Genomic DNA, 11,732 nt, shown 5'->3' on the forward strand with positions numbered 1-11,732 from the left:
TCGAAGAAGATTGCGCAACGGACGGCGCGCGCATCGCCTTCAACGGCCCGATCAAGTCGCGATCCAATACCCGCAAAGCGGGGGAGGATGTTACGGCGGGGGCGCCCGCCTTGCCGGCGGGGCGATCGCTCACGCCCGCCGATCTGGCGCTGCTCAGCGCGCTCGGCATCGGCGAGATCGCGGTGCATCGCCGCCTGCGCGTGGGTATCCTCTCCACCGGCGAGGAGATCGTGGGCCAGTTCGGCGATGAAGCGCTCGCGCCGGGCAAGATCTACGATGCCAACCGGCCAATGCTGCTCGCCCTCGCACAGGCCTGGCATTACGAGCCGGTCGATCTCGGCCATGTGGGTGACGACCGGGAAGCGCTGCGCGCGCGACTCAATGCGGCCTCGCGCGAGGCGGATGTGATCTTCACCTCGGGCGGCGCCTCCGCCGGTGACGAGGATCACGTCTCCGCGCTTCTGCGCGAAACGGGCGCCTTGCAGGAATGGCGTATCGCCATCAAGCCGGGGCGTCCACTGGCGCTGGCTTTGTGGAACGGGGCGCCGGTCTTCGGCCTGCCCGGCAACCCGGTCGCGGCCTTCATCTGCGCGCTGATATTCGCCCGCCCGGCGCTGGCCGCGCTCTCGGGCGCGGGCTGGAGCGAACCCCTGGCCTTCACCGTGCCCGCCGCCTTCTCGAAGAACAAGAAACCCGGACGGCGTGAATATCTGCGGGCACGGCTTGATGGGCATGGACACGCCGAAGTGTTCGGCTCGGAAGGCTCCGGTCGGATCAGCGGATTATCATGGGCGACGGGACTGGTGGAGATCGGCGACGACGCACAGACTATCGCACCGGGAGACCCGGTGCGCTTCATGCCTTATGCGGGCTTCGGGATCTGAAGCGCGACGCGCGGACAGATCCTGCATCCCGATCAGAAATCGACGAGATTGGAGCCCGGATTGTCCAGACGCACGCCTTCCGTCGCGAAGGCCTGATAGGCCGGTGTCTGGAAACTGCCGTCAAGCAGCACCGCCGCGCCGACGGCGGCCAGAATCGCAACGATGGCTGCGGCTACGAACGCTTTCATCCCCTTGATCTCCCTAAGTCTTTTCTGGGGGCCGGAGAACCGGTCCCAACCTTGGCATAATCGCCTATTGCAGCCCCTCAAGCAAGCGCTCTGCGAGACCTGCATAGATGCGGCCGAGCACCCCGTCAGGCGCCATCGCCGTGACCGGCTGGCCGAGATCGGAGGCGTGGCGCAATTCCATGGTGAGCGGCACACCGCCGAGGAAGGGCACGCCGAGACGCCCGGCTTCCTGCTCTGCCCCGCCTTCACCGAAAATCGCGTGATGCGCACCGCAATCCGTGCAGATGAAGTGCGACATGTTCTCAACAACGCCCAGAATCGGTACATCCACCTTGCGGAACATGGTGATGCCGCGCCGCGCATCGATCAGCGAGAGATCCTGCGGCGTCGAGACGATGACCGCGCCCGACAGATCGGTGCCCTGCGCGATGGCGAGCTGTGCATCCCCCGTTCCGGGCGGCATGTCGATGATCAGGATGTCGAGCCTGCCCCATGCGACCTCCGCCATCATCTGCGTCAGCGCCGACATCACCATCGGCCCGCGCCAGACCATGGCGGTTTCCTCATCGACCAGCAGCCCGATCGACATGGCCTTGAGCCCGTAGCTCTGCATCGGGAGGAGTTTGCGGTCTGCGCCGACACGCGGCTGGCCGCGCAGGCCGAGCAGGGTCGGCAGTGCGGGGCCATAGATATCGGCATCAAGGATGCCCACCTTCAGGCCGAGCGCGCGCAGACCGAGCGCCAGATTGACGCTCGTCGTGGATTTGCCGACGCCGCCCTTGCCGGAGGCGACGGCCACGATGTGCGTGATCCCGGCCATGGCGGCGGGTTTGCGCGATGCGCCAGAAGCCTGCACCGCGCCGGGCGTCGTTCCGAGGGCGCCCGCTGGCCTGTGTTGCGGTTCCGGAGCAGGTGCCGAACTCTCTGCAGTGAGGGCCACCAGCGCTTTCTCGATTCCGGGCAACGCCTCCAGCGCGGCCTGGGCAGCATCGCGCACGGACGCAAAGGCCTCGGCCTCCTCGGGCGCGATCGCAATCATCGCCGTGACGCGCCCTGCGCTGGCGTTCACCGCTGCGAGCCGGGTGGTGTCGCCTAGCCTGCCGCCATCGGGAAGCGCGATCGCGGCAAGGGCCGCGCGCGCCTCTGCCGTCAATGCCTCATCCTGCGCCATGGAAGAAAAGTCTCATACCGGTTGTGACGAAAAACGGCCCGGACGCCGCCCGGACCGTCGTCTCAGATAGTCGCCCGGCGCCGACACGGATGTGCAGCGCCGAAACGGTCTCATTCTGCGGGCTGCGGTGCGCCGCCGCCGGATGACGGAGCCGCCCTGCCCTCACGCGCAAGCTTTTCGTCAACCCAGAGCGAATGGTGCTCCTTGGCCCAGTTCACATCGACCTGACCGGAGCCCATGGCGTCGAACGCGCCCTCCATGCCGACGGAGCCGATATAGATATGGGCGATGATGATCGCGGTCATGATACCGGCAACGATGGCGTGAATTACCTGATAGAACTGCCATTGCGCCGAGGTGCCGGCAATATCCGGAAAGAGCAGCATCACCCCGGTGAAGGAGAGCGCCGCACCGCCGATGATCACGGCCCAGAAGATGACCTTCTGCCCGGCATTGAACTTCTTTGCCGGCGGGTGCGAGCCCTTGGTGAACAAGCCGCCACCCTGCTTCAGCCATTCGATGTCGAGGCGGTTGGGGATGTTGTGCAACACCCAGGCCACGAACACGACGACCAGCGCCGCCATGAACGGCCAGGCGAGGTAGTTATGTGCGATCTTGCCCCATCCCGAGAGTGTCCCGAAAGCGCTCTCGCCCACGATCGGCAGGATGATGGCACGACCGATCAACAGGTTGAGACCTGTAAGGGCCAGGATGATAAATGTCGCAGCCAGAAGCCAGTGCGCAAAACGCTCAACAGCGTTGAAGCGCTGTATGGTGCGCCCGGACGGCCCGGAATCGATGCGGATCTTGCCGCGATACATGTAGAAGCCGGTCAGCAGCACCAGCATCCCGACGATGGCGACCACGTTCACTGTCTTGACCGTGCCGCCATGGGTGGCGGCCCAGTCCTTGTTGTCGGGCTTGATCAGATCGCCCGCGCGCGCATCGGGAATGGTGATGCGCCCCGAAACGGCCTCGCCGGACTGGAGCGCGCGCATGAGCTGCTCCTCCTGCACGGCGCTTTCGGTCGGATTGACCTGCTGCGCCGAGAGCTCCGGCGCAGCGAAGGTAATGAGCGCGACAACGGCGAACAGCGTGGCGGCGCGTTTGAGCAATGTCTGTACCACGAGATTTCCTCCCCTTTCGATCCGATCGGTTATCCCCGATCAGACGGAGATCGTTTCGCCGTAGGCCGAACGCCAGCCCCAGGCGCCCGAGCCGTAGCCACGGGTAACCACGCGCTCGCGGTAGATGTCGGCGATGATGTCGCCGTCACCGGCCAGAAGCGCCTTGGTCGAGCACATTTCCGCACAGAGCGGCAGCTTGCCCTCGGCCAGGCGGTTGGAGCCGTATTTGACGTATTCCGCCTGGCTCATGTCCGCTTCCGGCCCACCCGAGCAATAGGTGCACTTGTCCATCTTGCCACGCGTGCCGAAATTGCCGACGCGCGGATATTGGGGCGCGCCGAACGGGCAGGCGTAGAAGCAGTAGCCGCAGCCGATGCAGGTGTCCTTCGAGTGCAGCACCACGGCATCTTCCGTGGTGTAGAAACAATCGACGGGACAGACGGCGGCACAGGGCGCATCGTCGCAATGCATGCAGGCCATGGAGACCGAACGCTCGCCCGGCAGGCCGTCATTGATGGTGACGACGCGCCGCCGGTTGATGCCCCAGGGAACCTCATGCTCGTTCTTGCACGCGGTCACACAGGCCTGACACTCGATGCAGCGATCAGCGTCGCAGAGGAATTTCATTCTCGCCATTGTATCATCCTCCCTCAGGCAGCTTCGATCTGGCAAAGCGTGACCTTGCCCTCATGCATGCCCGTCACGGGGTCATAGCCATAAGTCGTGACGACGTTCACCGATTCACCGAGAACGATGGGGTCGGTGCCTTCCGGGTAGTTCCCGCGCTGGTCTTCGCCCTGGAACCAGCCGGCGAAGTGGAACGGCATGAAGGCCGTGCCCGACGCGACGCGCTCCGTGACGAGGGCCTTGACCCGCGCACGATTGCCTTCCGGACCGTTGACCCAGACCCAGCCGCCATCGGCGATCCCGCGTGACTCGGCGTCACGGGTGTTGATCTCGACGAACATGTCCTGCTGCAATTCGGCAAGCCAGGGGTTCGAACGCGTTTCCTCGCCGCCGCCTTCGTATTCCACGAGACGTCCGGAGGTGAGCACGATCGGGAAGCTCTCGTGCAGCCCACGATCGACGACCGATTGCTGGATGGTATGGCCGATATTCGGCATACGGAACTGACGCCCATCCTCGCGGGTCGGGAAGTCCGCCACGAGATCCGGGCGCGGCGAGTAGATCGGCTCGCGGTGCACCGGGATCGGGTCCGGCAGGTTCCAGGCCACGGCGCGGGCCTTGCCGTTGCCGTAGGGCACGCAGCCATGCTCGATGGCCACGCGCTGGATACCGCCCGAGAGGTCGCGAGACCAGCTGACCGCGTCGATCTTCTCCTCGTCGAACTCACCGATCCCCTCGATCACGGCCAGCTCCTGCGGGGTGAGATCCGCATCCCAGCCGAGACGCTTGAGCACCCCCATGGTAAATTGCGGATACCCGTCCTCGATCTCGGACTCGGGCGGGAAGCTGCCCTCGGCAAGAAGCGTCTCGCCATCGCGCTCAAGACCGAAGCGCGGGCGGAAAGCGCCGCCGCCATCCTTCACGGGGACATTCGGATTGTAGAGGATATGTGTGCCCGGATGACGGAACTCCGCAGTCCCCCAGCAGGGCCAGGGCAGGCCGTAGAAATCACCGCCCACTTCGCCGGCAGCGGCGGGCGCGCGCAGGGTGACCAGGTCAAACTTGTCCTGGTTGGCCATATGCGCCTTGAGCCGCTCGGGGCTCTGGCCCGTGTAGCCGACCGACCAGCCGCCGCGATTGATCTCGCGGAGGATGGATTCCGGCGTCGGCTCTTGCGAGAACTTGCCCTGCACCATCTCGTATGGCTTGAACATCTCCTCGGCGAAGCCGAGCTTTTCCGCGAGACGGTACATCACCGCGTAATCGTTGTCGGATTCGAAGATCGGATCGACGATCTTCTCACCCCACTGCACCGAACGGTTCGACGCCGTGCGGCTGCCGGAGCACTCGAACTGGGTGCATACGGGCAGCAGGTAGGTGTTGTCCGTGCGCTCGTGCAGGGCGGCGAAAGTGGTGGGGTGCGGGTCGGCGACGACCAGCAGGTCGAGCGCGTTCATGCCCTCGCGGGCATCCGCCATGCGCGGCACCGTATTGCCGCCGTGACCGAAGACGATCATCGCCTTGATGTTGTCGCGCTGATCGACTTCTTCCGCGTCGAGCGTGGTGGCGTCGAACCAGCGGGTCGAGGGGATGCCCGGCACGTTCATGTTCTGCTCGGGCGAGCGCGGATCGCGACCGCCCTTGGCCGGGACGGCGTCGAAACGGTCCACGAAATACGCGTAGGGCATATCCCAGACGCGCGACCAGTGCCGCCATGCTCCCTCGGACAAGCCATAATAGCAGGGCAGGTTGCCGATATCGAGGCCGAAATCGGTCGCGCCTTGCACGTTGCAATGGCCGCGGAAGATGTTTGCGCCGGTGCCCATGGCGCCGACATTGCCGGTGGCCAGAAGCAGGTTGCAATAGGCGCGCACGTTGGCGGTACCGACCGTGTGCTGCGTGCCGCCCATGCACCAGATGAAGGTGGAGGGACGCTCAGTGGCGAACTTCTCCGCCACGCGGCGCAGCTGCTCACCCGGAACGCCGGTGACCCGCTCGACCTCGTCGGGCGTCCATTTGGCGACTTCCTCGCGGATCTGATCCATGCCCCAGACGCGCTGGGCGATGAATTCCTGATCCTCCCAGCCGTTCTCGAAAATATGCCACATGATGCCCCAGATCACCGGGATATCGGTGCCGGGACGGATGCGCACGAAATCGGTGGCATGGGCGGCGGTGCGGGTGAAGCGCGGATCGAACACGATCACGTTGGCGCGCTGCTCTTCCTTGCCGGTGAGAATGTGCTGCATCGACACCGGGTGGGCTTCCGCGGCGTTCGACCCCATGAAGATGATGGTCTTGGAATTGCGGATGTCGTTGTAGCTGTTCGTCATGGCGCCGTAGCCCCAGGTATTCGCAACACCCGCCACCGTGGTGGAGTGGCAGATGCGGGCCTGGTGGTCGACGTTGTTGGTGCCCCAGAAGGCGGCGAACTTGCGGAACAGGTAGGCGCCTTCGTTGGAGAATTTGGCCGAGCCGAGAAGATAGGCCGCGTCAGCGCCGCTGCGCTCGCGGATATCGAGCATCTTGTCGCCGATTTCGTCGATGGCCTGATCCCAGCTGATACGCTGCCACTGGCCGCCGACCTTCTTCATCGGATATTTCAGACGACGATCACCATGGACCAGCTCGCGCACCGATGCGCCTTTGGCGCAATGGGTGCCACGGTTGATGGGGCTGTCCCAGGCCGGCTCCTGACCGACCCAGACGCCGTCCTGCACTTCCCCGATGACCGTACAGCCGACCGAGCAATGCGTGCAGATGTTCTTGCGCAGTTCGATGGGACGGCTGTGGTCCGTCGGGCCGGCTTCGGCCTGCCGGGTCATGCCGGCCTTGATCGTCCCCAGGGCGGCGAGGCCGCCGACTGCGAGGCCGGAGTTGCGCAGGAAACTGCGGCGGTCGATCGTCTTGGTCGCGATCCCGGCCGCCATTGAAGCGAGACGCCCGCGCGCGGCTTCACCTTGCTTGCGTTTGACGAGCATCGGTCACTCTCCCGTGTAATAGCGATTGGTGCGGTAGAAGGCCTGCACGTGCTCCGTTTCCTGGTAGCGTGCGCGCTTGCGTTCATCCGTCGATTGCTGTGCTGCCACGGGAACCGCCCCCCCGACGCTCATCGCAGCTGCGGCACCGGCGCCGGCCACGGCTCCGAAGAAGCCGCGACGAGCAATGCCCGTCTTCTTGCGCGTATCCTGATCATTCACACTCATGACCATCCTCCCGAATGCGATGGGCCAAGCCACACCGCCGATTTCCAACTGCCATTACCCTCGCGACCCGGACGCGCTCGCCAGAGCGAAGGCGCGGGCCTCGATATCCATGAACTGCCGCCCGATCTCCGCGACGGGGCGATAGAAGTCGGCACTGGGGGCGATCGCCAGGTCATCGAAGAACTGTGCCGCCCAGGGGCCGATATGCTTGTCGAAGAAGCGCGCCTGGTTGCCGGCGATCTCGCCGCGCGCCAGCTGCGCCATCACTTCGAGAACGAAGGCGATGTGATCCTCGGGCTCGTAGCGGCCCGGCGCACGCTCGACGCCCATGACCCGCAGATCCGCGCGCAGCTCGGCAAGTGGGCGCTCGTTGAGGAAGCCCGTAAGATAGAAAGAGGCGTAGGGCAGGAGCTCACCGCGCCCGACGCCGACGAAGAGCTCGAAATACTCGTTCGCGACACCCGCGGGCTCAACCTGCGCCGCCTTTCGCGCCAGTGCCCCATAGGCCTGGCCGAAGGCGGTCTCGTCGCCGGCCATGGTCCCGATCTGCCCGAGCAATTCGCCGTCCGGCGCCTCGCCGAGCAGGCGGGCGAGAAATCCGTAATGCTGGGCGCGCAGTTGCTCTTCGCTCATCTTTTGCTTGTGTGCCGGACCTGATCACGAACCTGGTCCGACTCCTCCATGTCGAAACGCTACCATGGAGTTTTTCTAAAGTGAATACGCTTACGTGGTTTGCGATGCAGCAAAGTCGCAGATGAGTATCGCAGGGGAAAGACTGCTCAAAGCTTTGGAAATAAATGCGAATTCATGACGGGAGGGCGCCGCCGTGACGCCGCTGCCGTAAGCGTCCCGAATCTGCGGAGCGTGACACGGAGTCGCTGTCAGCGCAGGTCGAGGGCGAAGATTGCGGGCCATCCGAATATTCTGAAGCACCCTGGTGATAAAATCCATGATTGCCTTCAGCGTCCTGAAATTGCGCGCTGATCGACTCCTCCGTCCGATCGCGCGGATCGCCTTCCGGTTGTGTCTCAGGATCGCGTGGCTCCGCTTCAGCCACCCTGCCCGTCGGTGCCGGCGCCTGATCAGGCGCCTCCGCGAGCGTGGCCGGTTCATCCGAAACCGGCTTCGGGAGCAGTTTTTCGAGCATTTTCGCAACGCTTTCGCCCGCAATCTGCCCCCCGTGACCGGGCACGCCGCCGGGCACATTCCAGTCCCAGGCATAGTCCACGGCATAATCGACATGGTTGCGAATGGCCGGATCGAGCAGCCACATCTTGCGCAGCGCCGCATTCTTCAACGCCCCCGGCACGCCCTTGCGCAGGAACTGGCGCAGATCCGTCTGCGTGGTGATCGAATCGAGCGACGGGAGTGCGGCGAGCTCTTCCGCGCTGAGCATCTCCTCTTGCTGCGGCGCGGCAGAAACGTCCTGCGCATCACCCTGCGGCTGATTGCCGCGCTCGTCCGTTTCCCGAGTTTTCCCGGTCTGATCAGCCGAATCGGCGACCTCGTGTTGCGCCTCATGGTTCTCCTTCTCGGAAAGCTTGCGCTGCGACCAGCGACCGAGGAAACCGCCACTCATTTTCGCACCCATTTGTCTTGCGGCTGCAGGATTCGCGGCGCGCGCGGATCCTTTTCGACATCAATCGGCTTGCGCTTGCGCTTTTTGAACGGGATCTCGACATGGTGGCGCGCGATAAAGTCCTCGAGCTTCAGGCGCAGCACATCCGGCATGCCGACGACCTCGACCACGACCCCGGTATCGAGAGCGAGCCCCTCCCCTTCATAGGGATCGACCGTGATCAGACGGATATCCGCCTTGCGCGCGTCCTCCACCTCCGGAATCACCACCCAGACGCCCGGGCGGCGGCTCATCAGATTGTCCTGATAATGGCTGGTATCGCCCGTATGCAGGATCAGGTCATGCGTGCCGAGATACCAGGTCTCGATCCCGTTCTCATCGCTGAGTAGCGTATGCGGGGCGGCATCGGGGACCGATGGCAGCACGGCATAGGGCCGAACCTGGCGTCCGGCCCATTTGGTCACCGGCGGGCGCGATTGTGCCACGACACCGAACTTGAGCACTTCCCTGGCCATCTGGTCATCCTTAAAGCATCATTCCGTCAGATGGATACCGGCTGACGGAAAATGATGCTTCGAATAATAACTTAGTGCGCCCGACCTGAATCTGTCAGGTCGGAACGCGTCTAATGCGTCGTCGCCAGAGCGACGAGCGGCAGTCCCATGATGAGATTCTGCGGCTTCATCCGTATGGTCTTGTCATCGCCCATCCCGAGTATCAGCCAGACCGGTGCGCCGCGCACATCTTCGATCACGACCTGTGTATCATCGAATTCGAGCCGGAAAAGGCCGATCAGCGCGCCGGCGGGCTCCTCGCCGCGCCACAAGGCATCGCCGATCCTCACGCCGATCTGGTCGAGCCCGACATACCAGCGCAGATCGACATCCTCGACGCTGGTGAGCGGGGTAATGCGCACGCGCGTGCCCATGAGATGCGTGACGAAGGCGGAAAGCGACCGGGCCAGCCCCTCACGGGCCTGTGAGGAGGCGCCGAAAGGCAGCGCCATCGTATGCGCGTCCGAGCGGCTCCAATAGGTCCAGGCATTTTCTTCAACCAGAACATCAAGATCATCGGCGCCGCCGGCAAACATCGCATTGAGCGGCGAGAGCTGCTTTTCCGCCTCCATCCCCGCCACGAGTTCGTCATCGGCGAGGATCAGAGATCCGTCCGAGACGTGCCCGCGCTGGGCGCGAAACAGCATCTCGGCCGCGCGCAAGGTCCAGACATCCTCGCAGCCGTCCAGCGCGTTGCGCAGGATCAGTTGCACGAGCTGATCATAGAAGACAACCGGCAGCCGCAGCCCCTCGCGGATGATCGCGAGATAGCCCTCCTCGATGGTGCCGGCCTCCAGCAGGCGATCGCGCAGGGCGATCAGGAAGCGCCAGTTCTCATGCGCATCCGGATCGGCCATTGCGGTGATATCCGCCTCGCTGACCGGATCGCGCGGGGCGCGCATCAGCCGCGCATGCAGCGCCCGCTCGGCCTCGCAGGCCTCCTCCGGCGGCAGCACTTCCGGGCGCGCGAGCCAGGCGAGCAGCAGTTCATCCGTGACGATCATCCGGCCCTGCGCATCGAGGCGGGTGAGCTGGTGGCCGCTCGCAACCCAGAATTCCCTCATCGCTCCTGCCCCCGCAGATTCAACAGATCGACGTGATGCGAAGGTTCATCCGCATCCTCGGCCTCGTCGCTCTCGACGATATAAAAGGCGCGATCATGGCCGCGCAGATAGCCGGCCCCGAAGGCCGTCTCGTCGCGGGATTTGAGGGTGCGGAACTGCTCATGGATCGCGCCATCCTCATTGAGGCTGCGATGCAGGGCGACCAGCGTGTTCTCCGCATGCCCCCGGCACAGATCCTGCGCCAGCGCCACTTCCTCCTCGGCGGCAGGACGGGCGATCGCCTCGTTCGGCGCCCCCAGATGCGCCACGAGCTGTCGCGCAAGCGTGTCGACCATCTGCGCGCGCTCCTCCGCGCTGGCCTGCTGCGCGATGATCAGCGTCGAGAAACCGAAACTGTCCACGCCGAGAAAGCCGGAGCGGAAGGCGATCTGCTCCTTGCGTGTCAAGTTTGCCGGATCGCGCCCGGCGAAGAGGAAGGTGCCCGGCACCGCCCATTCCCCCGGCTCGGCGGCGCGGGCGAAGACGACGGCGTCGGAGGCGTCGAGGCGGATGGTGCGTGGCAGCAGAATCACAATTTCGGCCCCTTCGCGTCACGCCAGGCACAGGCGGCGAGCCCTTCGACCAGCCCGAGGCGGCGTGTTTCGCCATCGGGGAAACGCTCGATCAGATCGCCATCGGCAATCGCGCGCGCGCCCGGTTCCAGTTTCGGCTCCAGTCGGTCCAGATACGGCCCGACCACCGCTTCGAACCCCTGATGCGTCCAGCGGTCGAAATACAGCATCAGATAGGAGGCGAAGCTCTCGACGATCAGTTCGCTCTCCTCGAATTCCTCCTCTGCCAGCGAGATGGAACCCGGAAACATCCCCGGATGCGGCAGATGGTCGCGATCGCCGATCAGTTCCACTGCGAAGACCATCCAGTCCGGCACCGCCTCCTCGCCACAGCCTTCCGCCGTGACGAAACGCGCGCCGCCCAGACGTGCGGTATCGAAGATCACGTTATCGGGGAAAGCAAAGCGCAGCGGCTTGTCCGGGGCGCAATGGGCGGCCAGCGCGTCACCCAGCGCCGACATGCCCGCGAAGAAGGCGAGTCGTGCCTCGCGCAGCGCCTTTTCCGGTTCGAGAACCACCGCAAAAGCGAGCAATCCGCCACTCTTGCGCCAGACGAGCGTGCCCGCGCCCTCCTGCGGCGCGCGCCGGACGGCCTCGTCGAGCACGTCGCCGTCTTCGCAAAGATGCTGGTCATAAGGCGGCGGCAGTATGAGGCGGCGTGGTGCATCCGGCGGCCCCGACGCGATCACCTCGCGCCGTGGCAGGCTGCGCGATGCTTGCT

At 64.7% G+C, this 11,732-nt stretch carries 13 protein-coding genes; 1 reads left to right on the forward strand and 12 read right to left on the reverse strand.

The features are described 5' to 3' along the window. Window positions 1-884, forward strand: an 884-nt coding sequence (locus VKP01_RS01330) for a molybdopterin-binding protein (protein WP_324409835.1), incomplete at its 5' end; no start/stop codon positions are given. 32 nt (window positions 885-916) lie between these two features. Here VKP01_RS01330 and VKP01_RS01335 read toward each other — a convergent pair. From VKP01_RS01335 to VKP01_RS01390, 12 genes are all read right to left on the reverse strand, one after another. Next, a complete protein-coding gene (locus VKP01_RS01335) occupies window positions 917-1,072 on the reverse strand; it encodes a hypothetical protein (RefSeq protein WP_324409836.1) in 156 nt (51 codons plus the stop codon). A gap of 64 nt (window positions 1,073-1,136) precedes the next feature. Beyond that, window positions 1,137-2,243 carry an Mrp/NBP35 family ATP-binding protein gene (locus tag VKP01_RS01340; protein ID WP_324409837.1) on the reverse strand — a complete coding sequence of 369 codons (1,107 nt, stop codon included), beginning with the start codon at window positions 2,241-2,243 and terminating at the stop codon, window positions 1,137-1,139. Window positions 2,244-2,353: 110 nt separating this feature from the next. After that, window positions 2,354-3,370 carry a formate dehydrogenase subunit gamma gene (locus VKP01_RS01345; RefSeq protein WP_324409838.1) on the reverse strand — a complete coding sequence of 339 codons (1,017 nt, stop codon included), beginning with the start codon at window positions 3,368-3,370 and terminating at the stop codon, window positions 2,354-2,356. 39 nt (window positions 3,371-3,409) lie between these two features. Beyond that, window positions 3,410-4,006, reverse strand: coding sequence for a formate dehydrogenase FDH3 subunit beta (gene fdh3B, locus VKP01_RS01350; protein ID WP_074445529.1), 597 nt, complete (start codon window positions 4,004-4,006; stop codon window positions 3,410-3,412). 14 nt (window positions 4,007-4,020) lie between these two features. Continuing rightward, window positions 4,021-6,978, reverse strand: coding sequence for a formate dehydrogenase subunit alpha (locus VKP01_RS01355; protein WP_324409839.1), 2,958 nt, complete (start codon window positions 6,976-6,978; stop codon window positions 4,021-4,023). 3 nt (window positions 6,979-6,981) lie between these two features. Beyond that, on the reverse strand, window positions 6,982-7,203 hold the full coding sequence (locus VKP01_RS01360; protein WP_324409840.1) for a formate dehydrogenase: 222 nt from the start codon (window positions 7,201-7,203) through the stop codon (window positions 6,982-6,984). A gap of 54 nt (window positions 7,204-7,257) precedes the next feature. Then, window positions 7,258-7,836 (reverse strand): molecular chaperone TorD family protein, encoded by a 579-nt coding sequence (locus tag VKP01_RS01365; RefSeq protein WP_324409841.1) that lies wholly within the window; start codon window positions 7,834-7,836, stop codon window positions 7,258-7,260. A gap of 172 nt (window positions 7,837-8,008) precedes the next feature. Next, window positions 8,009-8,782: a DUF3306 domain-containing protein gene (locus tag VKP01_RS01370; protein WP_324409842.1), complete on the reverse strand. Its 774-nt coding sequence runs from the start codon at window positions 8,780-8,782 to the stop codon at window positions 8,009-8,011. Then, window positions 8,779-9,297, reverse strand: coding sequence for a DUF3305 domain-containing protein (locus VKP01_RS01375; RefSeq protein ID WP_324409843.1), 519 nt, complete (start codon window positions 9,295-9,297; stop codon window positions 8,779-8,781). Before VKP01_RS01375 ends, VKP01_RS01370 begins: the two co-directional genes overlap by 4 nt. A 110-nt stretch (window positions 9,298-9,407) precedes the next feature. Continuing rightward, complete coding sequence (locus VKP01_RS01380) at window positions 9,408-10,400, reverse strand: DUF6352 family protein (RefSeq protein WP_324409844.1); 993 nt, start codon at window positions 10,398-10,400, stop codon at window positions 9,408-9,410. Then, window positions 10,397-10,975, reverse strand: a complete 579-nt coding sequence (locus VKP01_RS01385) for a DUF6505 family protein (RefSeq protein ID WP_414706489.1) — start codon at window positions 10,973-10,975, stop codon at window positions 10,397-10,399. Before VKP01_RS01385 ends, VKP01_RS01380 begins: the two co-directional genes overlap by 4 nt. Further along, window positions 10,969-11,732, reverse strand: a 764-nt coding sequence (locus tag VKP01_RS01390; protein WP_324409846.1) for a biotin/lipoate--protein ligase family protein, incomplete at its 5' end; no start/stop codon positions are given. The genes VKP01_RS01390 and VKP01_RS01385, both read right to left, overlap by 7 nt.

The organism is Saliniramus sp. (assembly GCF_035311605.1).
Lineage (GTDB): Bacteria > Pseudomonadota > Alphaproteobacteria > Rhizobiales > Beijerinckiaceae > Saliniramus.

Excerpts from the sequence above, each read along its gene's own strand:
- VKP01_RS01335 (WP_324409836.1), bottom strand. The coding sequence starts at position 1,072 with ATGAAAGCGTTCGTAGCCGCAGCCATCGTTGCGATTCTGGCCGCCGTC.
- VKP01_RS01340 (WP_324409837.1), bottom strand. The coding sequence starts at position 2,243 with ATGGCGCAGGATGAGGCATTGACGGCAGAGGCGCGCGCGGCCCTTGCC.
- fdh3B (WP_074445529.1), bottom strand. The coding sequence starts at position 4,006 with ATGGCGAGAATGAAATTCCTCTGCGACGCTGATCGCTGCATCGAGTGT.
- VKP01_RS01355 (WP_324409839.1), bottom strand. The coding sequence starts at position 6,978 with ATGCTCGTCAAACGCAAGCAAGGTGAAGCCGCGCGCGGGCGTCTCGCT.
- VKP01_RS01360 (WP_324409840.1), bottom strand. The coding sequence starts at position 7,203 with ATGAGTGTGAATGATCAGGATACGCGCAAGAAGACGGGCATTGCTCGT.
- VKP01_RS01365 (WP_324409841.1), bottom strand. The coding sequence starts at position 7,836 with ATGAGCGAAGAGCAACTGCGCGCCCAGCATTACGGATTTCTCGCCCGC.
- VKP01_RS01370 (WP_324409842.1), bottom strand. The coding sequence starts at position 8,782 with ATGAGTGGCGGTTTCCTCGGTCGCTGGTCGCAGCGCAAGCTTTCCGAG.
- VKP01_RS01375 (WP_324409843.1), bottom strand. The coding sequence starts at position 9,297 with ATGGCCAGGGAAGTGCTCAAGTTCGGTGTCGTGGCACAATCGCGCCCG.
- VKP01_RS01380 (WP_324409844.1), bottom strand. The coding sequence starts at position 10,400 with ATGAGGGAATTCTGGGTTGCGAGCGGCCACCAGCTCACCCGCCTCGAT.